Genomic DNA, 25,560 nt, shown 5'->3' on the forward strand with positions numbered 1-25,560 from the left:
ACGATTTTAAACATCGCATCCGGTTATATTTTGGCAAAAACGCGGAGAAATCCCCGCGTTTTTTAAATTCGATATTTTATTTTCAGCGAAACAGATCAGGAGTATCGGCGCAGGACCAACGAAGCATTGGTTCCGCCAAATCCGAAGGAGTTCGACAGAGCAATGTCGATCTTGCGCTCACGCGCCTTGTGCGGAACCAGATCGATCTTGGTCGTAACAGCCGGGTTGTCGAGATTAAGCGTCGCAGGCGCAACATTGTCACGGATGGCAAGCGTCGAGAAAATTGCTTCAGCGGCACCGGCAGCACCCAGCAGATGACCAATGGACGACTTGGTCGAGGACATGGAAATCTTCGAAGCCGCATCGCCAACCACGCGCTCGACAGCACCCAGTTCGATGGTGTCGGCCATAGTCGATGTGCCATGGGCGTTGATGTAGTCGATCTGGTCCGGCGTGATTTCAGCGCGCTTGAGAGCCGCAACCATGCAGCGCTCGGCACCTTCGCCGCTCTCGGTCGGAGCCGTGATGTGATAAGCGTCACCCGACAAACCGTATCCGATCACTTCCGCATAGATTTTCGCACCACGCGCCAGGGCGTGTTCCAGTTCTTCCAGAACCACAACGCCAGCGCCTTCACCCATCACGAAGCCGTCGCGGTCTTCATCATACGGACGGGAAGCTGCGGTCGGGTCATCGTTACGTTTGGTGGACAGCGCCTTGCAGGCGGCAAAACCAGCCAGCGAAATCCGGCTGACCGGCGATTCCGTTCCACCGGCAACCATGACATCTGCATCGCCGAACGAGATCAGACGGGCAGCGTCGCCAATGGCGTGTGTGCCGGTCGCGCAAGCTGTCACGACCGAATGGTTCGGGCCGCGTAGCTTGTGCTTGATCGACACATGACCGGAAGCCAGATTGATCAGACGACCAGGAATAAAGAACGGCGAAATACGGCGTGGACCCTTGTCGCGCAGCGTGTAGCCTGCCTCGACAATACCCTCGATACCGCCAATGCCGGAACCGATGAGAACACCGGTGCGGATCTGATCTTCGTCGCTTTCAGGATGCCAATCGGCATCGTCCAGCGCCTGATCGGCAGCGCCGACGGCATAGACGATGAACGGATCGACCTTGCGCTGTTCCTTGGGCTCCATATGGAGGTCGGGATTGAAGGTGCCATTGGTTCCATCACCAAGAGGGATGCGGCAAGCGATCTGGCAAGCCAGATCATCGACTTCAAATTCCGTGACGCGGCGAGCACCGCTTTCACCGGCAATAAGACGCTTCCAGGTCTCTTCGACACCGCTCGCAAGCGGCGACACCAGACCAAGACCGGTGATGACGACACGCCTCATATCCACCCCTTAAAACTCTGTTACGTCACGAACACCGCCCCGCAGGCTTTAACCGGCAGAACATATGTCCGGGCCTGACTTTAGAGGGATGGTGCCCCAATTGTTAAAACCGGAGCCTGCCAGGTCGAACACGATCTCCAATCAGTGTTCTGGCAGATTCACAATCAGGCCGCCGGGCGACCTTCTTGCTTGCTCGCCCCTCTCCGTTGAACGAGAAGAGACGATCAAAGACAAGCAGGGCCGGGATTCGCGAGAACCCCAGCCCAATGCCCAAGTTCAGATTAGGCAGAAGCCTTGTCGATGAACTTCACAGCGTCGCCGACCGTAAGGATCGTTTCGGCAGCGTCGTCAGGAATTTCAACGCCGAATTCTTCTTCGAAAGCCATGACCAGCTCGACCGTGTCGAGGCTGTCTGCGCCGAGGTCATCGATGAAGCTTGCGCCTTCCGTGACCTTGTCGGCATCTACGCCCAGATGTTCAACAACGATTTTCTTGACGCGCTCTGCGGTATCGCTCATGTCGGAACCTCGACCTGTGTGTTTGTTGCTCTGCCTTGGTTAGCGGCATGCAGGATTGTAATCAAGTTATAAGATGTCTGCCAAGTTTCGAGCGAAGCCGCTCGGACAGTCATCCTGTGGATATTCCTTTCGGAACAGGATCGCGGCACTTCTACTCAGAATGCCGCAATTCTCGATGGGCGCATTACCACGCTTCTTGAGCAAGGCAAAGCGCCTTTTCCTTCTCCAAGCCCGGTATTAAGGCATTTTATACCATAATTCAGGGAAGAAGGAGGTTTAGATCATAGCCATACCACCATTCACGTGCAGGGTCTGACCCGTCACGTAGCCTGCCTGATCGCTGGCAAGATAAACCACGGCAGCAGCAATATCGGCACCAATGCCCATACGCTTCATGGGGATATTGCTCATGATCGCTTCCTTCTGCTTTTCATTCAGCTTGTCGGTCATGGCCGATTCGATGAAGCCTGGAGCGATGCAGTTGACCGTCACGTTGCGGCTGGCGATTTCCTGCGCCAGCGACTTGGAAAAGCCAATGAGGCCTGCCTTCGACGCACAGTAATTCGCCTGACCGGGATTGCCGGTCACACCGACGATGGACGTGATGTTGATGATGCGGCCATTGCGGCGACGCATCATCGGATGGGTCAGCTCGCGCGTCAGATTGAAGACCGAGGTCAAATTGACGTTGAGAACGGCATCCCAGTCCTCGTCGCTCATGCGTACGAACAGACCATCACGGGTGATACCGGCATTGTTGACCAGAATGTCGACGCCGCCCATTTCCTCTTCCGCCTTCTGGCCGAGAGCCTTGACAGCCTCACGGTCGGAAAGATTGGCCGGAAAAATGAAGGTGCGGTCGCCAAGTTCTGCAGCAAGCTCTTTAAGTTTTTCTTCGCGCGTACCGTGCAGGCCGACGATTGCGCCCTGTGCATGAAGTGCGCGGGCAATCGCTTCGCCAAGACCACCGGTTGCGCCGGTTACCAGAGCCTTGCGGCCAGTCAGATCAAACATGTCGGATCCTTTTAGCTTCTCAATTTTTATCGCATGATCTTATCCGAAAAGTCTGCAACTTTTCGGAATCAAGCGCCAAGAGCAGCAAGCGCTGCATCGATTTCGTCAGCCGAACCGACAGCAGCACCCGCGACATCCTTGGAGATGCGGCGCGCCAGACCAGTCAGAACCTTGCCCGAACCTACTTCATAAAGCGTGGTGACGCCATTGGCCGCAAACCATTCGACCGTTTCGCGCCAGCGCACCTGACCAGTAACCTGTTCGACGAGAAGATCGGCAATCTCGTTGGCATCCGTGACCGGCGCTGCGCGCACATTTGCGATCAGCGGGACGACCGGATTGTGCTTTTCGACCGAAGCAAGCGCCTCGCGCATGGCGTCAGCAGCGGGGGCCATCAAAGTTGAATGGAAGGGGGCGGATACCGGCAGCATGATGGCGCGCTTTGCCCCTTTTTCAGAGGCAAGCTTCGCGGCCAGTTCAATGGCAGCCTTGGACCCGGAAATGACGAGTTGCCCGCCACCATTGTCATTGGCGATTTGGACAGATCCGGACGCCTTTGCTTCAGCGCAGACGGCTTCTACGTCGCCATGCTCCAGACCGATGATCGCAGCCATCGCGCCTTCACCGACGGGTACAGCTTTCTGCATCGCATTGCCACGGATGCGCAGGAGGCGCGCGGTGTCAGCAAGCGAGAACGTGCCCGCCGCACAGAGCGCCGAATATTCACCCAGCGAATGACCGGCCACGTAGGAAACCTTGTCCTTCAAAGAGAAACCGCGCGTTTCCATGACGCGCAACACGGCCATCGAAACGGCCATCAGCGCAGGCTGGGCATTCGCGGTCAGCGTCAATACGTCTTCCGGTCCTTCGAACATGGTGGCGGAAAGCTTTTCGCCCAATGCCGCATCCACTTCGTCGAAGACGGCGCGTGCTTCCGCGAACTGTTCGGCCAAGGCCTTGCCCATCCCTACCGCCTGACTGCCCTGTCCTGGAAAGGTAAATGCTACCGCCATTGATGCCTCATTCTGGTTTTATGCATATCATCGCGCCGAAACTCGTATGAGTTACCGGCGACTGCCTTGCAATTAAATGCACAATTTGGCGCGATGTGCCTTAGCCTTGAGCGAAAAGTCAAGCATTTGTCGGTTTTTCGGGGATATCACGCTTGCAAACAAGGGGAAAAACACGTAATAGCCGCCCGTTCATTGCTCGGCACCAGCTGGGGGCTGAACGGAGGGCCGTGGTTCTGACTGATTATTTAGTTAGAAATACGTTGGAAGTCACAAGCGCTTCTGCCTCCCGTGTCTCCGCTCTCGACCGTCTCAAATACGCGTCCTTTCTTCACCGGCTTTCCGGCAAAAGAGAAGTCGCAGGGGCTTAGCCGCTGGTGTCGGCGTGATAAAACGAAGAAAGGCAAAGCCAATGGCTCTTTATGAACATGTGCTTCTTGCCCGCCAGGACATTTCCCAGCAGCAGGTCGACGCTCTCGTCGAACAGTACAAGGGTGTCCTCGAAGCTAACGGCGGCAAGGTCGGTAAGGTCGAAAACTGGGGTCTGCGTCCCCTCACCTACCGCATCAAGAAGAATCGCAAGGCGTATTACACGCTCGTAAACATTGACGCTCCGGCTGCAGCCGTTGCTGAAATGGAACGCCAGATGCGCATCAACGAAGACGTTCTTCGCTTCCTCACCGTTCGCGTTGAAGAACACGAAGAAGGCCAGTCGGCCATGCTCACTCGCCGCGACGATCGTCGCGATCGCGATGGTGATGATCGTCCGCGCCGTCGTGAAGGCGGTTTCGACCGTGGCGATCGCGGTGATCGTGGCGATCGCGGCCCACGTCGCCCGCGCGACAACGAAGCTGGTGAAGGAGCATAATCATGGTTGATATCAATCAGATCCCGACCCGTCGTCCTTTCCATCGCCGTCGCAAGACGTGCCCGTTCTCCGGCGCAAACGCACCGAAGATCGACTACAAGGACATCAAGCTTCTGCAGCGTTATATTTCTGAACGCGGCAAGATCGTTCCTTCCCGTATTACGGCTGTCAGCCAGAAGAAGCAGCGCGAACTCGCCAAGGCGATCAAGCGCGCCCGTTTCCTCGGCCTGCTGCCTTACGTTGTGAAATAAGAACAAGATTCTGGGAGGCGTTCTCGCAGAGATTGCCTCCCACCCCTTTCCTTCATTGCGATGGGCGCAATGAAGCGTAATAAAAACCCAAGTTGGGGCAGCGGCCTCTAACTGCACGAACCGGCAAGACCGGAGCAGGACAGCGAAACTGATGAAATTCAACGGAACCATTATCGGTATCGGCATATTGGCGGGGCTTGCCTCGGCCTTGATGTCGTCCGGCGTCATCGCCCAGGGTGGCGCTATGGCGGCCATGGCGATGGTTCTCTATTTCCTGACGCCGCTTCCCATCTTCGTTGTCGCCCTTGGCTGGGGTTCGAGCGCCGGTATCGTTGCCGCCGCCACAGCTACGGTTGCCGTCGGCATTGTCGCGGTTCCGATGGCCGCATTGTTGATGGCATTGACCAGCTTCATTCCTGCCGCGACGGGTGCCTATCTTTGCGGTCTTGCACGGCCAGCCGAAGAACTCGGCGGACCGAAGGACGTTCTGGTCTGGTATCCGCTGTCGGATATCGTGTTCCGGCTTGCCTTGATGGTAGCGCTCAGCTTCATCGTTATCGGCGCAATCCTGGGCTTTGGCCCGGACATGGCACGCGAACTCGCGAATACGCTTATCGACCGGGTTGCCGAAGCTGATCCTCAGTTTACGGCCAGCGATGACATTCGCAACAATGTAACGTCGTTGCTGATGGTCGCCCTGCCTGCGATCCAGCCGGCAACCTGCCTTGCGATTCTCGTTGGCAATCTTTATCTGGCGCAGCGCCTGATCTCCATGTCGGGTCGCCTGCGCCGTCCGCGTGACGACTGGCCCGCAACGCTTCGTATGCCGCGTCCGGCCCTGCTCGTCTTCGCGGTCGCTCTTGCGGTTGCATTTCTTCCCGGCGGCGCCGGATTGATCGCAACCGTCGTAGCCGGTGCGCTCAGCGCCGGTTTCATGATGTCAGGCCTTGCCATCATGCATTTTCGCACACGCGGCAAGGTGTGGCGCCCTGTGGCGCTGTGGCTGGCCTACTTTGCGATCATACTCTTCGCATTCCTGCTTTTCATCTTCATGGTTCTCGGACTTTTCGACACTTCGCGCGGCGCGCCAGTCTCGAAAATGCCGGGCACTGACAGTCAGTAACCGAATCAGAAACTCGAAAGGAAACTCCAATGGACGTTATTCTTCTGGAACGTATCGGCCGCCTCGGCCAGATGGGCGAAACCGTCAAGGTCAAGGACGGCTACGCCCGTAACTTCCTGCTCCCGCAGGGCAAGGCTCTTCGTGCCAACGAAGCCAACAAGAAGAAGTTCGAAGGCCAGCGCGCTCAGCTCGAAGCCCAGAACCTGGAACGCAAGAACGAAGCCGAAGCAATTGCAACCAAGCTCAACGGCGAATCGTTCATCGTTGTGCGTTCGGCTGGTGAAACCGGTCAGCTCTATGGTTCGGTTTCGACCCGTGACATCGCCGACATCATCACGGCGAACGGCTTCACCCTGCACCGCAACCAGGTTGAACTGAACCATCCGATCAAGACGATCGGCCTGCACGAAGTCTCGATTTCGCTGCACCCGGAAGTTCAGGTTCAGGTTTCGGTCAATATCGCTCGTTCGACCGAAGAAGCCGAACGTCAGGCAAAGGGCGAAGACCTGACATCGATCGAAGCCATCTATGGCATCGAAGAAGCACCACTTTCGGAAGAAGTCTTCGACGAAGACGAAGAAGCTGAAGATCAGGCTTAATTAGCCGCCTTTTATCCCTGCGAAAGCCCGCTCTGTCAGCAGGCATTCCCATCGTGGTAAACTTTAAATGATCGTGCCCGGCGGCCTCCGTCGGGCATTTTCTCTTTTCAGATCGGTAAAACTCCTTATTCTGCATATTAGTATTGGATTGCAGAGGGTGCTGACGGAAACGTCTGCGTTGCTTGGGCATTACTCCCGAGGCCGCTTGACCAAGGGGATATTGCCTGAAAATCTGATGACAGAGCGGCTTTGATACTTATGCACTGCCGCCTGCCATGCAAACGCATGGACGTGCGCCTGCTTCGATCCTGAAGAGGAGATGGGGCCGATGTATGGAATGATGCGTACTGTTCTTTCGCATATGATTAAAACTGGCGACCTGACGGTCACCGATTCGAGTGGTGCGCGTTCGCAGTATGGCGACAGGACCGGTGTGCCGGTTCATATACACTTCAAGACAAAGCACGCCGAGCGAGCCGTAGCGCTCGACCCGGAACTGAAACTCGCTGAATGTTTCATGGACGGCGAGATCGACTTTCTGGAAGGCGATATTTACACGCTGCTCCAGATCGTGTTTGAAAATACCGGGCCGACCGTGGCGATAGAGCCATGGATGAAGGCGCTGGCAAAGTTGCGCATTCTGTTCCGCCGCTTCCAGCAGATGAACACGATCGCGCGTTCGTCCGACAATATCAAAAGACATTACGACCTTTCCGGCGAGCTTTACGATCTGTTTCTCGATCCGGACAAGCAATATTCCTGCGCCTATTTCGATCCGCCAAATGCGACGCTAGCCGAAGCGCAACTTGCCAAAAAACGCCATATCGCGGCGAAATTGCTGGTGAAGGAAGGCGACAAGGTGCTCGATATCGGCTGCGGCTGGGGCGGCATGGGCCTTTATCTTGCCCGCCACCTCAAGGCCAATGTGACCGGTGTGACCTTATCGGAAGAACAACACGGCATCGCCAATCAGCGCGCTGCGGATGAAGGACTTTCGGATCGGGCCAAATTCGAGCTGACCGACTATCGCAATATCGATGACAAGTTCGACCGACTGGTTTCGGTCGGCATGTTCGAGCATGTTGGTGTCGGCCATTTTGCGGAATATTTCCAGCATGTGGCGCGGCTGATGAAGCCGGATGGCGTGTTCCTGCTGCATGCCATCGGCAGAGCCGATGGGCCGGGTGCGACCAATCCGTTCATTCGCAAATATATTTTCCCGGGCGGCTATATCCCTGCCTTGTCGGAAGTGCTGCCGCATATCGAAAAGGCGGGGCTTTATGTCACCGACATCGAAATCCTGCGGCTGCATTATGCGGAAACGCTCAAGGCCTGGCGTGAGGCTTTCATGGCCAATCGCGAACAGGCCAAGGCGCTTTATGACGAACGCTTCTGCCGTATGTGGGAATTCTATCTTGCCGCTTCCGAAAGCGCTTTCCGCTGGCAGAACATGATGGTGTTCCACATCCAGATTGCGCACAGGCAGGAATCCGTTCCACTGACCCGCAACTATATCGAGGCTGAGGAAAAGCGTCTCAAGCGGCTCGACAGTGCACCGAAAGGGGCCAATAGCGAAGCCCGCGCTGTCAAGAAAAGTATGAATGCCTGAGGAAGAGCGGGCTGTTCCGATGGAACAGCCCGCTCTTCTTGTCTTATTCCGACTTTGGCACACCAGATTCCCATTTGTCCCAATGGGTGACGATGTCGTTCACGACCGGAGCGCCGACGAGATAAATGTTCTCGACTGTTTCAGCGAACCCGCCCGCTGTTTCGCCCGGTGCCGGATCCAGGTGCTGCAGCGTGGTTTCTTTCGGATTTCCTTGATCAAAATTCACCGAACCCCGCAAGCTGAGGATACGGTCTGTACCGTGCTGCCGCTTGATAACGAGCGCGAGCGCTGCAGCTTCCATCTCGGTGGCAAGATAATCGTCGGCACCATAGAGCTTGGCGATATATTGTGCCTCTTTTGACAGTCCGGGACCATGGAAGAATGTATCTCCGGTCATATGCGTGCCCGTCTTCAAGACTGGTTTCGCCTGCGCGGCCTCGTCGGGATAGCGCATGCGATAAGCCTGTGCCTCGGCTGAATCGCGAAGCTCGACATCGGAGCCCAAGCGAACCGCTGCCGCGACCAGTTCAGGATTGAGCTTGAAAACGCGGTATTCCTCGTAGCCCTTCCGCGGCATGAAAACCGGCTCACCCTGTTTGCCTTCTTCCGGCGCCCAGCGATGACCGAGATCGTAATCGACAAGCCAGGTTGCCCAGCTCACATCGCCGATCGTGCCGCGTGAAGGCGGCGTTCCGGCCACGCCGGACAGGATGTAGTAGGTTTTGGAAAAATCAAAAGCCGGGTCGAGCATGATTGCCTGCATGCTGGCCGAAGAATTCACCTTGCCCATGCCGAGAACGGAGCCGCATACGCCATCATCGTTGCAATAGACCGGCTTCAGCGCGCCTTTCACTTCGATCGGCTTGGCATCTCTCCAGTAATGCTCATACCACCGTTGAAACTCTCCGGCGCGATCACCGCTGTTCTGACCGATCTCGAACATGGCGGCGATAAACACTTTTACCTTGATCGGTTCTGATGCAGCCGATGAAGCCACCGGTGAAGAGAGGAGAGCCAGCGCCGTCAGAAGCCAGGCTGCAATGGTGCGGTGTCGCATGAGTATTCCTCGTGAAAGAGAGCCGGTCTTTGCGTCGAATGCACACATAGATCATCGTACTCCAGATGAATGAGAGAAGATTAATATTACCGGTAGCTCCCCGCAATCTCCGTCAATAGGAGGTGCATAAAGGAGATGCCTGATCTGTGGATCAGTGTGAATCATGGTATAGGTTTTTCCTTCCAGCAGGAATCATCCGAAGCCGCGTTGCGTTTGGCATCGCTTGAGGGCTAGCTGGTTGCATCAGGGACAGGATTGAGAATCATGGCGGAAGCGGCGGTACGCAAACTCGACGATGCACGGGAGCAAAAAGACACGCTCTATCGGGAAGCACCCCATAATATTGAAGCGGAACAGGCGCTGCTCGGCGCGATCCTGATCAACAACGATGCCTTCTATCGGGTATCGGACTTCCTCAAGCCAACCCATTTCTTCGAGCCGCTGCACCGTCGCATCTATGAGATCACGACCGATCTCATCCGGGTGGGCAAGATGGCCAATCCCGTGACGATGAAGACCTTCCTGCCGACGGAAGGCAAGGTGGGCGATCTCACGATCTTTCAATATGTGACCCGTCTCGCGACCGAAGCCGTCACGATCATCAATGCCGAAGATTACGGCCGTGCTATTTACGATCTGGCGACACGCCGCGCCCTGATCGGCATTGGCGAAGACATGGTGAACGTTGCCTATGACGCGCCGGTCGACAATGCGCCACAGGAACAGATCGAAGACGCCGAGCGCCGCCTGTTCGAGCTTGCTGAAACCGGTCGATATGACGGTGGATTTCAGGCTTTCAAGGATGCGGTCACCACCGCAGTGGATATGGCCAACGCCGCTTTTATGCGCGATGGTCATCTATCGGGTGTCTCCACAGGCATTCACACGCTCGATGGCAAGATGGGGGGCTTGCAGCCTTCCGACTTGATCATCCTTGCGGGTCGTCCGGGTATGGGTAAGACCTCGCTCGCAACCAACATCGCTTTCAACATCGCCAATGCCTATGAAGCCGAACAGCAGGCGGATGGCACAATGAAAGCCATCAATGGCGGCGTCGTCGGTTTCTTCTCGCTCGAAATGTCGGCTGAACAGCTAGCGACCCGTATCATTTCCGAGCAGACCGAAGTTTCCTCCTCGAAAATCCGCCGCGGCGACATTACCGAAACCGATTTCGAAAAGCTGGTTGCGTGTTCGCAGGTGATGCAGAAAATCCCGCTTTATATCGACCAGACCGGTGGTATCTCGATTGCCCAGCTTGCAGCACGTGCGCGCCGCCTGAAGCGCCAGCGCGGCCTTGATGTTCTGGTCATCGACTACGTGCAGCTTATGACCGGCTCATCGAAGGCCTCGGCGCAGAACCGTGTGCAGGAAATCACTGAAATCACCACCGGTCTCAAGGCGCTCGGCAAGGAACTGAACATACCGATCATCGCGCTCTCACAGCTCTCGCGTCAGGTGGAAAGCCGCGACGACAAGCGCCCGCAGCTCTCCGATCTTCGTGAATCGGGTTCCATCGAGCAGGACGCCGACGTGGTTCTCTTCGTGTTTCGCGAGGAATATTACGTCAAGAACCTTGAACCGCGCGACGAATTCGATCCGAAATATGAAGAGTGGAAGCAGCACTTTGAAAAAGTGCGTGGCACCGCCGACGTGATCGTCGCCAAGCAGCGTCACGGACCGACCGGAACGGTCAAGCTTGCCTTCCAGGCCGAGTTCACCCGATTTGCAGATCTGGCCGAGGGTTCCTATGTGCCGGAGCAGTATGAATAATCAGATTACGATCAAGACGGAGCGCGTCTGATGGCCAAGGCGCGCATTCAGTTCATCTGCCAGAATTGCGGCACAGTGCATACGCGCTGGGCGGGCAAGTGCGATTCCTGCGGCGAGTGGAACACGCTCGTCGAGGAAGGCACCAATAGCGGTATCGGGTCCGGTCCCGGCGCCATGCTGTCCAAGCGCAAGGGCCGTGCCGTGGCACTGACCTCGCTTTCGGGCGACATTGAAGACGCGCCGCGTATCATTTCCGGCATCAGCGAGCTTGACCGCGTGACCGGCGGCGGTTTCGTGCGCGGTTCAGCCCTTCTGATCGGCGGCGATCCCGGCATCGGCAAATCCACGCTGCTGACACAGGCGGCAGCAGCCCTTGCCAATCGCGGCCATCGCATCGTTTATGTTTCAGGCGAAGAAGCGGTCGCGCAGATACGTCTGCGTGCGCAGCGTCTTGGTGTGGCGTCGTCGGCAGTGGAACTCGCTGCCGAAACCAATGTCGAAGACATCATCGCCACTATTTCGGACGCCAAACGGCCCGACCTCGTTATCATCGATTCGATCCAGACGCTTTGGACCGATATGGCGGATTCGGCGCCCGGAACGGTGACGCAGGTGCGCTCCTCGGCGCAAGCCATGATCCGCTATGCCAAGCAGACAGGTGCTGCGGTGGTGCTTGTCGGCCATGTTACCAAGGACGGCCAGATTGCCGGTCCCCGCGTGGTTGAGCACATGGTGGACGGCGTTCTCTATTTCGAAGGTGAAGGTGGACATCACTATCGCATCCTGCGCACGGTGAAGAACCGCTTCGGCCCAACCGACGAAATTGGCGTCTTCGAGATGTCCGATGGCGGGCTGCGCGAGGTTTCCAACCCGTCCGAGCTTTTCCTGGGTGAGCGCAATGCCAAAGCTCCGGGTGCGGCGGTCTTCGCCGGCATGGAAGGTACGCGCCCGGTTCTGGTGGAAATTCAGGCGCTCGTCGCCCCCTCCTCGCTCGGCACGCCGCGCCGCGCCGTTGTGGGTTGGGACGGCGGCCGTCTCGCCATGATTCTCGCCGTGCTGGAATCGCATTGCGGTGTCCGTTTCGGCCAGCACGACGTCTATCTGAATGTCGCGGGCGGCTATCGGATCAGCGAACCGGCAGCCGATATTGCCGTTGCCTCGGCACTCGTTTCCTCCATGGCCGGTATTGCCCTTCCGCCAGATTGTGTTTATTTCGGCGAAATCAGCCTTTCCGGTGCTGTTCGTGCGGTAACGCATGCAGTACAGAGGCTCAAGGAAGCCGAAAAGCTCGGTTTCCGGCAGGCAGAGGTGCCCGGTGGCAGCGGCGAACTGTGGAAAGATCGCAACTTCCGTCTCATGGAAACTTCGGCTTTGCCCGACCTTGTGGCACGCATCGCGGCTTCAGGCACCGGAAAGAAGCAATAAATCTGGAAACTTGCGACTGGAAGGTTCTGTCAACCTTCCGGTGATAAGCTCCAGCATCTTTGACTGCCCTGCGCACTGAAACGATTGCGCAAATAACTGAGGACAGGCCAGAATGCCGATAACCATACTTGATGGAATTCTACTCGGGATAACGCTGGTTTCAGCCGTTCTGGCGATGGTGCGCGGTTTTTCCCGCGAGGTGTTGTCTCTGGTATCCTGGGCGGCAGCGGCCGCTGCAGCTTATCTTTTCTACCAGCCGGTTCTGCCTTTCGTGCAGCCCTATATCAACAACGAAACCATCGCGAAGATTGCCGCCGCTGGCGCGGTCTTCCTCGTGGTGCTGATCGTCGTTTCGCTGATCACCATGAAGATCGCCGACTTCATCATCGATAGTCGTATCGGCGCGCTCGATCGCACGCTCGGCTTTCTGTTCGGCGGCGTGCGTGGTGTGCTTCTCGTGGTCGTTGCCATGCTGTTCTTCAACTGGCTCGTTCCGACGAACCAGCCAGCCTGGGTGACCAACGCGAAATCAAAGCCAATGCTCGATTCTTTCGGCCAGCAACTGATCGATCTTCTGCCGGCCAACCCCGACCAGATGATCGATAAGTTCAAGCCGCAGCACAATGCTCCGGCTTCTGGTGAGCAGGAAGAAGCACCGGTTCCAGACGACGCGCCTGCGCAGCAGTAACCGGTTGTGAAATGTCGAAAAGCCGTCAGCCCCGCTGGCGGCTTTTTCAATTTTGGAAGCAAAAGCCCGCTGATATGAAATAGCCAAAATGACACTCAGACATTGTCATTTCGGTCCCGCGACCATATTTCAGGCGGGAATTTGCGAGATTATTCGTGGACATCGTGCGATACTAGAGCGCGTTTCGATCTGATTAAATCAGATCGGCGCTCTAACTGTTTGTTTTAACGCGCATCTTGTTCCGAAAAACGTTTCACACTTTTCGGGATGCGCTCTAATGTTCGTGAGACTATATCGACGCAGCGGTGAACTCTTCGCTTTTAACAAAAAGCCATCTTGTGATAGAGAGGCGCTTTAGTTGCCTCTGCAATCGAAAGGCCTTGCGGCAATGACCAGCCATTCTTCTGAAAATGCCTCCTTCATGCTGGACGAAGACACCTTGCATGAAGAGTGCGGCGTATTTGGCATACTTGGCCATGAAGACGCAGCCGCACTGACAGCATTGGGCCTGCATGCCCTCCAGCATCGCGGGCAGGAAGCCGCCGGTATCGTTTCCTATCACAATCGCCGTTTTCATTCCGAGCGCCATATGGGCCTCGTCGGCGATCATTTCACCGATGCAGCGACGCTGAACCGCCTGCCGGGCGACCGCGCCATCGGCCATGTGCGCTATTCCACCACCGGCGAGACGATCCTGCGCAATGTGCAGCCATTGTTTGCGGAACTGGAAGTCGGCGGCATTGCCATTGCCCATAACGGCAACTTCACCAATGGCATTACACTGCGCAAGCAACTAATTGCTTCCGGGGCGATTTTCCAGGCGACATCCGATACGGAAGTCGTGCTGCATATGATTGCCCGGTCACGCCATTCTTCCTCATCCGACCGTTTCGTCGATGCCATCCGGCAGGTCGAGGGCGGCTACGCCATGCTGGCGCTGACCCGCACCAAGCTGATTGCCGCGCGTGATCCCATCGGCATCCGACCGCTCGTTATGGGCGAACTCGACGGCAAGCCTATCTTCTGCTCGGAAACCTGCGCCCTCGACATTATCGGTGCGAAGTACATTCGTGATGTCGAGAACGGCGAAGTGGTCATTTGCGAGATCCAGAAGGACGGCTCCATCACCACCGAATCCATCAAGGCTGAAAACCCGCAGCCGGAACGCCTCTGCCTGTTCGAGTATGTCTATTTCGCCCGTCCCGACTCCGTCGTCGGCGGTCGCAGCGTTTATGTCGCGCGCAAGAATATGGGCATGGAGCTTGCCAAGGAAGCTGGCATCGAAGCTGATGTGGTCGTGCCGGTGCCAGATGGCGGCACGCCTGCCGCTCTCGGTTTTGCGCAGGCAAGCGGCATTCCGTTCGAATATGGCATCATCCGCAATCATTATGTGGGCCGCACCTTCATCGAGCCGACGCAGCAAATTCGCGCGCTTGGCGTCAAGCTGAAACATTCGGCCAATCGCGCCATGATCGAAGGCAAGCGCGTCGTGCTGGTGGATGATTCCATCGTGCGCGGCACCACCTCCGTCAAGATCGTCCAGATGATCCGCGACGCAGGTGCAAAGGAAGTGCATATCCGCGTGGCAAGTCCAATGATTTACCATCCGGATTTCTACGGTATCGACACCCCCCATGCCGATAAGCTGCTGGCCAACCAGCACAAAGACCTGGAATCCATGTGTCGTTATATCGGTGCGGATTCCCTGGCGTTTCTGTCCATCGACGGGCTCTACACGGCCGTTGGTGGAAAGCCACGTGATCCTAAAGCACCCGCTTTCACCGATCACTATTTCACGGGCGAATATCCGACCCGCCTACTCGATCAGGAAGGCGAGAGCAACGTGCACACGCTGTCGCTGCTCGCCAGCAACGGCTGATCGCCCAATTCTTCACGCAGGCGGCCCAAAAGGCCGCCTGTTTCTTGTATTTGCACGAAATATGGGGACTAGATGAGCATCGACCTTACGGGCCGCATCGCACTGGTAACAGGCGCATCGCGCGGTATTGGCTATTTTCTTTCACTCGAACTGGCAAAACGTGGCGCGCATGTCATCGCGGTTGCTCGCACAGTCGGCGGGCTTGAAGAGCTGGACGACGAGATTCGCAAGCTTGGAGGCAGCGCAACACTGGTGCCTCTCGATATTACCGATATGGAGGCGATTGATCGCCTCGGCGGCACCATTCATGAGCGCTGGGGCAAGCTCGATATCATGGTTGCGAATGCCGGTGTCCTCGGCACGATCTCGCCGATTGGCCATGTCGAGGCCAAGACCTTCGAGAAGGTCATGAACATCAATGTCACCAGCGTCTGGCGCCTCATCCGGTCCACCGATCCGCTGCTGCGCGCTTCCGACGCCGGACGCGCCATTCTGCTTTCCTCCGGCGTGGTGCATACCTGCCGCGCCTTCTGGGGGCCTTACGCTGCTTCTAAAGCTGCTGTCGAAGTCATGGCACGTAGCTGGGCTGAAGAAACAAAGCAGATGAAGCTTAAGATCAACTCCGTCAATCCGGGTGCCACCCGTACGGCAATGCGTGCGCAGGCGATGCCCGGTGAAGACCCTGAAACGCTGCCAACACCGCAGTCGGTCGCTGAAAAGATCGTCAAGCTCGCCGATCCGAATCTTGAAGTTAGCGGCAAGCTTTTCGACGTGCGACAGGATCGGTTCCTCGACTATCACCTGCCGAGCTGATTTCTTTCTTCCGGCCTTGCCTATATGCAAGGCCGGTTCTATTTGCTTGTTTATTGACGTTTCCCGCCTAGCCGCCTGATGGCTCCTTTTTCAGCGGGCATTTCCCCCACTCTCAGATCCCTTCGTCGTGCACCGACCGTTTTGGCGCGCGTTCCCTTTGCTATTGGAGGACCTATGACCAAAGATCACCAGTGTTTCATCATCATCAGCGGCGGGCCTGGATCAGGCAAAAGCACACTGATTGATGCACTCGAAAGGCAGGGCTTTTCCCGCACTGTGGAAGCCGGACGCGCTATTATTCAGGACCAGGTCGCTATCGGCGGCAAAGCGCTGCCCTGGAGTGATCGCGCACTTTTTGCAGAGCTAATGCTTTCATGGGAAATGCGCTCGCACGCAATGGCAGAACAACAGCGCGGTACGGTCTTTTTTGACCGCGGTGTTCCCGACGTGATCGGCTATCTGACACTGTGCAACCTGCCCATTCCACAGCATATGGAAGAGGCCGCACGACAGAACCGATATAACCGGACAGTTTTCCTGACGCCGCCATGGGCGGAAATCTTCGGTCAGGATGCCGAGCGGAAGCAGGACTTCGAGGAAGCTGTGCGCACCTTCGAAGCGATGGACAAAACCTATAGGCGGTTCGGATATGAAATCGCGCTCCTGCCGAAATCATCGGTCGAGGAGCGCGTCAGTTTCATCAAGCAGGCGTTGCCTTCAGTTTTCCTCTGACGGCGTATCCTCTTCGGAGCCGGTATCTTTCTCTGCTTTTCGGTCGGCGGCTTCACGCCGGTTCCAGGCCGCCAGGCTGAATGGAAGAAAAGCAAGATAGGCAAGCGCCGTGAGGCTAAGGGTTTGCCATGTGAAGCTCATCAGGAACGCGACGTAAACGACCACGAACAGGATGAGCGGCATGACGATATCGCGCCGGACAAGACTTCCGGCAGATTTGCCGTTATAGACCGGCAGACGGCTTACGAGCAGGAATGCTATTGCTACGGTATAGACCGCCACGCCGAAAGCGAGCCCACGCGTTGGGGTCAATCCGAGAAAACCGAGATAGACCGGCAGCAGGACAAGCATGGCACCTGCCGGTGCCGGCACGCCGATGAAGTAGTTGCTTTGCCATGCCGGGCGGTTCGGATCTTCCAGCATGACATTGAAACGTGCAAGTCGCAGGCAGCAGGCAATGGCATAAAGGAGTGCGGCGATCCAGCCGAATGAGCGCGCCTGATCGAGCATGAAGGCATAAAGCACCAAGGCCGGCGCCACACCGAAATTGACGATATCGGCAAGCGAATCCATCTGGGCGCCGAATTTCGACGATCCCTTCATCATGCGGGCCACGCGCCCATCAATGCCGTCCAGAAAGGCAGCCACGAGCACCATGACGACGGCAAGCTCGAAGCGGTTCTCGAAGGCAAGACGAATGCCGGTAAGACCGGCACAAATGGCAAGAACCGTTATGACGTTGGGAACGACAATACGCAGAGGTATCTGCGACAGCTTCGGGCCGCGCGATGAATCCACGCGGCCATTGGGCTCAAAAGGCGGAAAAGGTGTTTCCATCGGCTCAGCCGATCCGCACCACAGGCTCGCCGCGCACGCTGCCATAATCGGCCAGCACGGTTTCACCGGCGATTGCCGTTTGGCCAATAGCGACACGAACGGTCGCATCTGCCGGAAGATAGACATCGACGCGCGATCCGAAGCGAATCAGGCCAAACCGCTCGCCCACAGACAGATCATCATCCTCGTTTGACCAGCAGACGATACGACGGGCAACCAGACCAGCAATCTGAACAACGCCGATCTTGCCGTGCGGGCTTTCAATCAGGACGCTGTTGCGTTCGTTCTCCGTGCTGGCCTTGTCCAGTTCTGCATTAAGGAACTTGCCCGGGCGATGCACGACCTTCTCGATCTTGCCACGCACCGGAGAACGGTTGATGTGAACCGAGAACACATTCATGAAAACTGATACGCGCATGCGTGGCTCGGCACCGAGATCGAGCTCGGCTGGCGGCACTGCCGGACCGACGAAGGAAATTTTGCCGTCAGCGGGGCTGATGACCAGATCGTCGTCCATTGGCGTGACGCGTTCGGGATCGCGATAGAAATAGATGCACCAGACGGTCAGCACCATCCCGATCCAGAACAGCGGGTTCCACAGCCAGCCCAGAATGAGCGAAACTACGAAAAAGCCCGCGATAAACGGATAGCCTTCCCGATGGATCGGCACGAAAGTATTGCGGATGGTGTCAGTAAGGCTCATCGCTCTTCCTTTGAGTTTGGCCGTTATTTACCTCATCCTGTTCAGAATCGAAATCCATTTCGCAAATTATTCACGGCTGTTAGGGCACGTGATCGCGCCCTAATATAAGTAACTGCCGACAAACGAGCTATTCCGCCGCCGGAACGCCGCGTTTGACGACACCCAGCTCGTCGCTTTCCCGAACCTGGCGCAGACGCTCTTCTGCCTCGTCGGCCTCGCGCTGGCGAGCCCACATGGACGCATAAAGCCCCTTATGCTTGAGAAGCATGCGATGCGTGCCGCGCTCGGCGATCAGACCGTCCTTCAGGACGATGATCTCATCGGCGCCGATCACGGTCGACAGGCGGTGCGCGATGACAAGCGTGGTCCGGCCTCGGCTGACAATGTCGAGCGCAGACTGGATTTCCTGCTCCGTTGCCGTATCGAGCGCGGAAGTCGCCTCATCGAGTATCAGGATTGGGGGGGCCTTCAGGATCGTACGCGCAATGGCTACACGCTGCTTCTCACCGCCCGAAAGCTTGAGGCCGCGTTCGCCGACCATGGCTTGATAGCCTTCCGGCAGGTGCTTGATGAAGCCGGAAATCTGCGCGAGTTCTGCCGCCTTTTCCACCTCTTCAACTGTGGCATCAGGACGGCCATAGCGAATGTTGTAAGCAATCGTATCGTTGAACAGAACAGTGTCCTGCGGCACCATGCCGATGACCTTGCGCAGGCTTTCCTGCGTAACGTCGCGGACGTCCTGCCCGTCGACGGAAACCGATCCGGACTGCACATCATAGAAGCGAAACAGCAGTCGCGAGATCGTGGATTTACCCGCGCCCGAAGGTCCGACAATCGCTACTGTCTTTCCTGCCGGAACTTCAAAACTGATGCCCTTGAGGATCGGGCGGTTCGCATCATAAGCGAAATGCACATCATCAAAACGGATCGCACCGTGATCGATTTTCAATGCTGGTGCATTGGGCTTATCGACAACTTCCTGCTTCACATCGAGGAGATCGAACATCTGCTCGATATCGGTCAAACCCTGACGGATTTCGCGATAGATGAAACCGATGAAATTGAGCGGAATGGAAAGCTGCATCAGCATGGCATTGATGAAAACGAAATCGCCGATGGATTGCGTCCCGGCCCGAACTTCCAGCGCCGACATTACCATGACCACCGCCATGCCAACGCCAAAGATGACGGCCTGACCGAAGTTCAGCCAGCCGAGCGACGTCCAGGTCTGGGTTGCGGCCTTTTCATAGCGCGCCATCGAGGCATCGAAACGCTTGGCTTCCATGTTCTCGTTGCCGAAATATTTGACAGTTTCAAAATTGAGCAGCGAGTCGATTGCCTTGGTGTTGGCGTCCGTATCGGAGTCGTTCATTTCGCGGCGAATATTGATGCGCCAGTCGCTCGCCTTGATCGTAAACCAGGTATAGAGCCAGACCGTTGCAGCGACGACGAGAAGATAGGAGATGCCGTAGGCGAAGGCGAAGATCACCGCCGTCAGCGCAAATTCAAGAATGGTGGGCAGCGTGTTGAGGATCGTGAAACGGACAATCGTTTCGATGCCCTTGGTGCCACGCTCAATGACCCGCGAAAGCCCGCCCGTACGCCGTTCCAGATGGAACCGCAGCGAAAGCTGGTGTATGTGCACGAAGGTCCTGTAGGCCAACTGACGCACCGCATATTGGCCAACGCTCGCAAACAATGCATCGCGAAGCTGGTTGAGACCGGCCTGCACGATCTTGGCACCGTTATAAGCGAGCACCAGCATCACCGCGCCGACCAGAAACAACGGGATGTAATCCGGTGGGTTCAACTGACCGGTTAAGGCATTCGTCACCCATTTGAAGAAATAGGGTACGAGGATGAGTACGATCTTGGAAATCACCAGATAGAACGTGGCCCAGACCACGCGCATACGCAGGTCAGGCCTGTCAGACGGCCACATATAGGGCCAGAGATTTCGCAGTGTCTTGAACGTCTCGCCGGAGTCGGCGGAAACCGTTTTGGGGGAACTCATGGTGCGTTCTTTCAAGTCGGTGGGCTCAAGCGATTTCGTACGAGATGAAACTCCGTTACCGCTTTATTTGTTTGTATTGACGCATCGTTTCCGAAAGCCACTTCAGGTTTTTCGGGCTGCGCCATCTTTTGTTTTACGCGCATCTCTATCCGAAAACCGGTTCCCACTTTCGGGAGACATACTCTAGCCGCAGCATCTGCTTTTGAAGGAAGCAAAATGCGTGCGGACAGCGTTGAGTTGTGGCCAGTTGACGCTGTAACGCGAGGACTGGCGATCAGGCCGATAATCGATAAGGCCAGCCTGCACGAGGACCTTGAGGTGTTGGGAAACCGTCGATTGAGCGAGGTCAAGCTTGCCGACAATATCCTTGCAGCAGCAGGCTTCTTCCATCATCAACTGACGGATGATGTTGATGCGGACAGGATGACCCAGCGCTGCGCAAATGCGCGCCGCCGCTTCATCGTCAATGCCGAGCTGCGCCAGATCGGGGGCTGCTTCAGTTGAATTTTTGTCGAGAATTATTTTCATCGTATATCGACGATATACGATTATGCTCCAAAGTTCAAGATTTGGGGACATTTATTCCAGAAATAACCGCCAAAACGGAAGCACACTATCGTGACTGACACTCATTACTGAAACACGCCATCCATTACCGGAAAGCGCGGTTCTGTTTTGAAATGCGCTCCGTCAGTTATTGCGATCTTCCAACTGGCGCTTGACCTCATCCTCACCCAAAGGTTCCTTTGGCATATTGAATACCTGACCCGGCCAGATCAGGTCGGGATTACGGATCTGTTCGCGATTGGCGAGATAGATCGTCGTATATCGCGTGCCTTTGCCATAGGTGCGCTTGGATATCGTCCAGAGATTGTCCCCGCGCCGAATGATGACGGAACCTTCGACTTTCTGCAGCGGGGTCGCCGACGAAGCAGCTTCACCACCATTGGCTTCCGACGGAGCTGTCGTCTGACCGTCCGTGTCGGAAGCAACAGCCGAGAGATTCTCGCCAGCTTCACGACGGAACGGAACGCGGGCTGTCGCCAAGACCTGATTGGCATTGTCGAGCAAATCGGCGCGAATGATATAATCGCCGACGCTCAGCGGCTGCTTGCTCTGCACGAGGAAACGGCCATCTGGCGAAATGAGACTTGCACCGAGCAATGTATCATTGGCGTGGACGATCACACGATTACCGCCCTTGGCTTTACCCGCCACGAAGACTGACTGGCCTTCAATTTCCACCGCTTCAATTGCAATCGGCAAATCCTGAGCAGGCTTGGTTTCCGGCTTGTCAGTCTTGGCCGCAACTTCGGAGGTAGTTTCCGTACTTTCCGGCAGTGCAGGAGCCGTCTCCGGCTTGGTGATCAGGCGGCTCGCCTGTCCCGGCTCCTCAACGAGTGCCAGCACTTGTCCCGACTTGGTTTCAGGCACCGATACGATGGCCGTCTGCGCGGAAGTGGCAACATTGTTATCCGCACCAGTTGAACGCAAGACGAGCTGATGATCTCCGGCTTTCAAAGGTTCATCCAGAACAATGGCGAAATCGCCATTGGCTCCAGCCTTGGCCTTGCCCACAACCGTTGCACCTGCAACAACCTCGACATCTGCATTGGGAAGCGCCTTGCCTGCGATCACGACCGAACCGTCAGGCTCAACGCGAAGGAGATCGAAAACCGGCGTCTTGCTGGCCTGCTCTGCGGGCGCAGCATCAGCCTGCTTGGCCGGTTCTTCGGATTGAGTGCCCTGTGGCTTCGCATCGTTTACAGCAGTTTCGTCCGCAGGCGTGGTCGTCTCCGGCGCTTTGGTCTCGGACGGCGTTTTTGCATTGTTCGACGCTGGCGCGGCGACATCGGATTGCGGTGCCTCAACGCGGGATCGTGTTGCATTCCAATAAAGACCGAGCCCGGCAACGATTGCGACGAGCCCGATACCGAGCAATCCTAAACTGTTCTTTTGCATTTCGTTTCGAAATCCACGCCAGAGACTATAATAGCGGGTTTATAGCTTTTGGCTTCCCCCCACAAGAAATCTGCACCGAAACAGCAAAAGGTACGAGGCTTTTTATTAGCAAGGTTACTGTTCTACACAGTTTGTCGGCTTTGATTGGTCCGGATCGTCCATAAGGTTATAAAGATCGGCCGTATCGCCCTTGGTCCACCAGATATAGACACCGCCAGCATATTTGGCGCCAGACCCTGAAATGACATTGGAAGCAACGACAGTTTCGTCTTCGAGCTCCAGTTCGGCAAGCGAAATATCACCGGCATTGTAGTAGGTTACCGAGACATTTTTTTCACCGCACTTATACAGAACGGCGTTGGTCGTAACTTCAGTGTCGTCCGGCAGCTTGATGTTTATTTCGCCAGCCGATGCGGATGATGCGGCAAAGGTGAGCCCGAGAAACACAACCCAATTCTTCATATCCAATCCACTTCTCAATCTGGAGTACATATCGATTGAGATATAACAATCGCTGCGAATGTCCACCCGGAACCTGGCTTGCACGTCGCCCTGGCGGCGATCTTCACCGCAAAATGAAAGCACAGACGCTTGACGCTGAAAGGTCAAAAGCGCACAAGAAATCATGTCTGAGATTCGATCCATCTGTGTTTATTGCGGCTCGTCTACGGGCCTGAATCCCATCTATCGTGAAGCGGGCGTTACGCTTGGCCGGTCCATTGCCGAACACGGCCTACGCCTTGTCTATGGTGGCGGCACGCGCGGCATCATGGGCGCGGTTGCGCAAGGCGTCATGGAAGTTGGCGGCGAAGTCACCGGCATCATCCCGACCTTCCTGCTCGACAAGGAAGCAAGCCTTGAAAAAGCCGAGCAGCTAACCGAACTCATCGTCGTCGGCGACATGCATGAGCGAAAGCATCTCATGTTCCAGAAGTCGGATGCGTTCGTCACGCTCCCCGGCGGTATTGGCACGGTTGAGGAAATCGTGGAAATGATGACCTGGGCGCAGCTCGGCAAGCATCGCAAGCCGATGGTGTTCGCTAACATCAATAATTTCTGGCAGCCGATGCTCTCGCTTCTTGAGCACATGACGGCGGAAGGTTTTATCCACACCGCGCATCAGGTAAAGCCACTGGTCATAGACAAGGCGGAGGACATCGTTCCCGCCATTATCGCTGCCAACGGCAAGGCGCATGAAGGCGACCGGAAAATCATCGAAAAGATGTGAGTTTAGGGCAGTAGGGCAGCAGGGCAGCAGGGCAGCAGGGCAGCAGGAAGTTACAGCCGTCGCGGCCATCTACAACCCAAACATACTGCCTTATTTCCTTACTGCCCTACTGCCTTACCTCTTTACAAGCATCGCCACCGCTTCCACATGCGGCGACCAGAGGAACTGGTCGATGGGCGTAACGCGCGTGACGCGATAACCACCCTTCACCAGAATGGCGAGGTCGCGGGCGAGCGTCACCGGATTGCACGAAACCGCGACAACCTTCTCCACCTTGGATTTTGCCAGTTCAAGCGCTTGTTCTTCGGCACCCGCACGCGGCGGATCGAAAACAACGGCGTTATAAGGCAGCAACTCCTTCGGCATTAGCGGACGGCGGAACAGATCGCGCCGTTCGACCGAGACAGGCTTCAAGCCCTGTACATGGCGCACGCCGCGATCGAGAGCCGCCAAGGCCAGCGCGTCGTTTTCAACGGCATGGACCGCGCTCTTTTCCGCAATACGCAGCGCAAATGTGCCGACACCGCAGAACAGGTCCGCGACACGCTTGGCCTTGCCGACATGATCCAGCACCAGCCGCACCATTGCCTCCTCGGCATCAACCGTTGCCTGCAAGAAGCAACCGGGCGGAACCGGAACCGGAACCTTGCCGAAATGAATGAGCGGCTTCTTCGGCTCGACAATGATTTCGCCTTCATGTGAAAGGCGCGCAAAGCCCTTCTTCATGACAAGCGCCGTCAGTGCGCGCCGTTGCTCATCGCTCAGCTTGCCGCAACCGCTTGCCGCGAGATCGAGACCGGATTCCGTTTGTGTTGCTGCCAGCTTGAACGGCTTTGAACCAGGCGCAATCAAGGCCCCGACTTCACGCAGATCATCAAGTCGCGCAATGATCTCCGGAACGGTTACCGCACATTCGACGATATCAATGATTTCATGGCTGAGGTGACGGTTGAAGCCGAGCAACACGCCCTTCTCCGTCTTGCGTGCCGCAAAAACAGCACGGCGGCGCGTGCGCGGCTGGCAAGCAACCAGAGGTGCAACCTCCACCTCAATCCCCCTGCCCTTGAGCGCGGAGACAACCAGTTCGCGCTTCCACAGACGGTAGGGTTCATCCTGCCAGTGCTGAAGCGCGCAGCCACCGCAATCCTCGAAATGCTGGCAGGCAGGCGCCTGCCGCTCGGGCGATGTTTCGAGGAGCGCCATGACCGTCGCGCGGTTCTTGTCGCGCGCAACATTGGCCACTTCGCCCGGCAGCGTGAAAGGCACATAAATCTGGCCATCAGGAAGGTTGGCGACGCCATCGCCGCCCGCACCAATCGAGCGGATTGTAATCTGGGTCGTCATCGATCTTTCTTTCCTGCCAGGAGATATTCGCGATTGCCATCGCCGCCTTCAATGGGCGACGGGCAAAGACCGAGCGCGCGCCAGCCAGCTTGCGTCTCCAGCCATGATCTCAGTTCTTCTGCTATGCGTTCGCCATCTTTCGGGTCGCGCAGAATGCCACCCTTGCCGATAGCCTCGCGACCCGCTTCAAATTGCGGTTTTACGAGAAGCGCGCAGATAGCACCTTTTTGCGCAAAGGCCAATGCCGGCGGCAAGGCGAGTTTCAGCGAAATGAAACTCACATCCGAAACCACGCAATCGATTTCGCGTCCATCCAGATGGTTAAGCTCCAACGCTCGAGCGTTGATCCCTTCCTTATTCGTGACGCGAGGATCAGGACGCAGGGTCTCGTGCAACTGGCCGTGGCCGACATCAATGGCAAGAACGTGGTTCGCGCCACGCTCCAGCAGAACTTGCGTAAAACCGCCAGTCGAAGCGCCAATGTCGAGCGCCGTACGCCCTTTCACATCAAGGTCGAAATGGTCAAGCGCCGCGATAAGCTTCAGGGCAGCACGGGAAACATAGGCGCTTGCCGGATCATCCACGGCGATCTTAGCGGTGCGCAGAACCGTCTGGCCGGGCTTGGTGACAGGCTTGCCATCCACATTGACCGTACCACGCTGGATCGCATCGCGCGCCCGCGAGCGCGTTGCAAACAGTCCAAGCTCCACCAGTAGCTGATCGAGCCGCAGGCCCTTGTCGCTCGTTTCCTCACCCATCGG

Annotated in this window: 25 protein-coding genes; 12 read left to right on the forward strand and 13 right to left on the reverse strand. The window is 56.6% G+C overall.

The annotated features are described in order from the left end of the window. Nucleotides 1-95: 95 nt before the first annotated feature. The 4 genes from fabF to fabD all read right to left on the reverse strand — a co-directional run bounded on the left by fabF (nucleotide 96) and on the right by fabD (nucleotide 3,900). Nucleotides 96-1,355: a beta-ketoacyl-ACP synthase II gene (gene fabF / locus ACYSN1_RS04400; RefSeq protein WP_461724561.1), complete on the reverse strand. Its 1,260-nt coding sequence runs from the start codon at nucleotides 1,353-1,355 to the stop codon at nucleotides 96-98. Between the two features lie 281 nt (nucleotides 1,356-1,636). After that, a complete protein-coding gene (locus tag ACYSN1_RS04405; RefSeq protein ID WP_002963616.1) occupies nucleotides 1,637-1,873 on the reverse strand; it encodes an acyl carrier protein in 237 nt (78 codons plus the stop codon). A gap of 276 nt (nucleotides 1,874-2,149) precedes the next feature. Next, entirely contained in the window at nucleotides 2,150-2,887 is a 738-nt protein-coding gene (gene fabG / locus ACYSN1_RS04410) for a 3-oxoacyl-[acyl-carrier-protein] reductase (protein WP_461724562.1), read from the reverse strand. Nucleotides 2,888-2,955: 68 nt separating this feature from the next. Continuing rightward, the gene (gene fabD, locus ACYSN1_RS04415) at nucleotides 2,956-3,900 is read right to left on the reverse strand and encodes an ACP S-malonyltransferase (RefSeq protein ID WP_461724563.1); all 945 of its coding nucleotides are present in this window, start codon (nucleotides 3,898-3,900) and stop codon (nucleotides 2,956-2,958) included. Nucleotides 3,901-4,309: 409 nt separating this feature from the next. On the opposite strand from fabD, the gene rpsF reads away from it, so the two are divergent. The 5 genes from rpsF to ACYSN1_RS04440 all read left to right on the forward strand — a co-directional run bounded on the left by rpsF (nucleotide 4,310) and on the right by ACYSN1_RS04440 (nucleotide 8,347). Next, nucleotides 4,310-4,765, forward strand: coding sequence for a 30S ribosomal protein S6 (gene rpsF / locus ACYSN1_RS04420; protein WP_105541197.1), 456 nt, complete (start codon nucleotides 4,310-4,312; stop codon nucleotides 4,763-4,765). Between the two features lie 2 nt (nucleotides 4,766-4,767). Continuing rightward, complete coding sequence (gene rpsR, locus ACYSN1_RS04425) at nucleotides 4,768-5,016, forward strand: 30S ribosomal protein S18 (protein WP_006466219.1); 249 nt, start codon at nucleotides 4,768-4,770, stop codon at nucleotides 5,014-5,016. A 151-nt stretch (nucleotides 5,017-5,167) separates the two neighbouring features. Then, nucleotides 5,168-6,139 (forward strand): DUF2232 domain-containing protein, encoded by a 972-nt coding sequence (locus tag ACYSN1_RS04430; protein ID WP_461724564.1) that lies wholly within the window; start codon nucleotides 5,168-5,170, stop codon nucleotides 6,137-6,139. Nucleotides 6,140-6,168: 29 nt separating this feature from the next. Next, on the forward strand, nucleotides 6,169-6,738 hold the full coding sequence (rplI, locus tag ACYSN1_RS04435) for a 50S ribosomal protein L9 (RefSeq protein ID WP_461724565.1): 570 nt from the start codon (nucleotides 6,169-6,171) through the stop codon (nucleotides 6,736-6,738). Nucleotides 6,739-7,066: 328 nt separating this feature from the next. After that, a complete protein-coding gene (locus tag ACYSN1_RS04440; protein WP_461724566.1) occupies nucleotides 7,067-8,347 on the forward strand; it encodes a class I SAM-dependent methyltransferase in 1,281 nt (426 codons plus the stop codon). Between the two features lie 43 nt (nucleotides 8,348-8,390). Here ACYSN1_RS04440 and ACYSN1_RS04445 read toward each other — a convergent pair whose 3' ends face one another. Next, nucleotides 8,391-9,404: a purine-nucleoside phosphorylase gene (locus tag ACYSN1_RS04445; RefSeq protein WP_461724567.1), complete on the reverse strand. Its 1,014-nt coding sequence runs from the start codon at nucleotides 9,402-9,404 to the stop codon at nucleotides 8,391-8,393. A 264-nt stretch (nucleotides 9,405-9,668) separates the two neighbouring features. Here ACYSN1_RS04445 and ACYSN1_RS04450 point away from each other — a divergent pair, with 264 nt between their 5' ends. The 6 genes from ACYSN1_RS04450 (at nucleotide 9,669) to ACYSN1_RS04475 (ending at nucleotide 16,711) form a co-directional block, all read left to right on the forward strand. Next, on the forward strand, nucleotides 9,669-11,174 hold the full coding sequence (locus ACYSN1_RS04450) for a replicative DNA helicase (protein ID WP_461724568.1): 1,506 nt from the start codon (nucleotides 9,669-9,671) through the stop codon (nucleotides 11,172-11,174). Between the two features lie 30 nt (nucleotides 11,175-11,204). Further along, on the forward strand, nucleotides 11,205-12,599 hold the full coding sequence (gene radA, locus ACYSN1_RS04455; RefSeq protein ID WP_461724569.1) for a DNA repair protein RadA: 1,395 nt from the start codon (nucleotides 11,205-11,207) through the stop codon (nucleotides 12,597-12,599). 112 nt (nucleotides 12,600-12,711) lie between these two features. After that, nucleotides 12,712-13,287, forward strand: a complete 576-nt coding sequence (locus tag ACYSN1_RS04460) for a CvpA family protein (RefSeq protein ID WP_461724570.1) — start codon at nucleotides 12,712-12,714, stop codon at nucleotides 13,285-13,287. A 388-nt stretch (nucleotides 13,288-13,675) separates the two neighbouring features. Next, nucleotides 13,676-15,166 carry an amidophosphoribosyltransferase gene (gene purF / locus ACYSN1_RS04465; protein ID WP_461724571.1) on the forward strand — a complete coding sequence of 497 codons (1,491 nt, stop codon included), beginning with the start codon at nucleotides 13,676-13,678 and terminating at the stop codon, nucleotides 15,164-15,166. A gap of 72 nt (nucleotides 15,167-15,238) precedes the next feature. Continuing rightward, complete coding sequence (locus ACYSN1_RS04470) at nucleotides 15,239-15,979, forward strand: SDR family NAD(P)-dependent oxidoreductase (protein ID WP_461724572.1); 741 nt, start codon at nucleotides 15,239-15,241, stop codon at nucleotides 15,977-15,979. A 174-nt stretch (nucleotides 15,980-16,153) separates the two neighbouring features. Beyond that, on the forward strand, nucleotides 16,154-16,711 hold the full coding sequence (locus ACYSN1_RS04475) for an AAA family ATPase (protein ID WP_461724573.1): 558 nt from the start codon (nucleotides 16,154-16,156) through the stop codon (nucleotides 16,709-16,711). Here ACYSN1_RS04475 and pssA read toward each other — a convergent pair. The 6 genes from pssA to ACYSN1_RS04505 all read right to left on the reverse strand — a co-directional run bounded on the left by pssA (nucleotide 16,697) and on the right by ACYSN1_RS04505 (nucleotide 22,689). Beyond that, complete coding sequence (gene pssA, locus ACYSN1_RS04480; protein ID WP_461724574.1) at nucleotides 16,697-17,548, reverse strand: CDP-diacylglycerol--serine O-phosphatidyltransferase; 852 nt, start codon at nucleotides 17,546-17,548, stop codon at nucleotides 16,697-16,699. The genes ACYSN1_RS04475 and pssA overlap by 15 nt on opposite strands. Nucleotides 17,549-17,552: 4 nt before the next feature. Continuing rightward, nucleotides 17,553-18,251, reverse strand: a complete 699-nt coding sequence (locus ACYSN1_RS04485) for a phosphatidylserine decarboxylase (RefSeq protein ID WP_461724575.1) — start codon at nucleotides 18,249-18,251, stop codon at nucleotides 17,553-17,555. Between the two features lie 127 nt (nucleotides 18,252-18,378). Then, the gene (locus ACYSN1_RS04490; protein WP_461724576.1) at nucleotides 18,379-20,265 is read right to left on the reverse strand and encodes an ABCB family ABC transporter ATP-binding protein/permease; all 1,887 of its coding nucleotides are present in this window, start codon (nucleotides 20,263-20,265) and stop codon (nucleotides 18,379-18,381) included. A 183-nt stretch (nucleotides 20,266-20,448) separates the two neighbouring features. Further along, the gene (locus tag ACYSN1_RS04495; RefSeq protein WP_461724577.1) at nucleotides 20,449-20,793 is read right to left on the reverse strand and encodes an ArsR/SmtB family transcription factor; all 345 of its coding nucleotides are present in this window, start codon (nucleotides 20,791-20,793) and stop codon (nucleotides 20,449-20,451) included. A gap of 162 nt (nucleotides 20,794-20,955) precedes the next feature. Then, entirely contained in the window at nucleotides 20,956-22,227 is a 1,272-nt protein-coding gene (locus ACYSN1_RS04500; RefSeq protein WP_461724578.1) for an Ig-like domain-containing protein, read from the reverse strand. Nucleotides 22,228-22,341: 114 nt separating this feature from the next. Continuing rightward, complete coding sequence (locus tag ACYSN1_RS04505) at nucleotides 22,342-22,689, reverse strand: MliC family protein (protein WP_140020039.1); 348 nt, start codon at nucleotides 22,687-22,689, stop codon at nucleotides 22,342-22,344. Nucleotides 22,690-22,852: 163 nt separating this feature from the next. Here ACYSN1_RS04505 and ACYSN1_RS04510 point away from each other — a divergent pair, with 163 nt between their 5' ends. Next, nucleotides 22,853-23,455 carry an LOG family protein gene (locus tag ACYSN1_RS04510; protein WP_461724579.1) on the forward strand — a complete coding sequence of 201 codons (603 nt, stop codon included), beginning with the start codon at nucleotides 22,853-22,855 and terminating at the stop codon, nucleotides 23,453-23,455. 114 nt (nucleotides 23,456-23,569) lie between these two features. Here ACYSN1_RS04510 and ACYSN1_RS04515 read toward each other — a convergent pair whose 3' ends face one another. Further along, complete coding sequence (locus ACYSN1_RS04515) at nucleotides 23,570-24,799, reverse strand: class I SAM-dependent RNA methyltransferase (protein WP_461724580.1); 1,230 nt, start codon at nucleotides 24,797-24,799, stop codon at nucleotides 23,570-23,572. Then, nucleotides 24,796-25,557, reverse strand: coding sequence for a TlyA family RNA methyltransferase (locus tag ACYSN1_RS04520; protein WP_461724581.1), 762 nt, complete (start codon nucleotides 25,555-25,557; stop codon nucleotides 24,796-24,798). Before ACYSN1_RS04520 ends, ACYSN1_RS04515 begins: the two co-directional genes overlap by 4 nt. Nucleotides 25,558-25,560 lie beyond the last annotated feature (3 nt).

The sequence above is a fragment of the Brucella sp. LJL56 genome, from assembly GCF_054871705.1.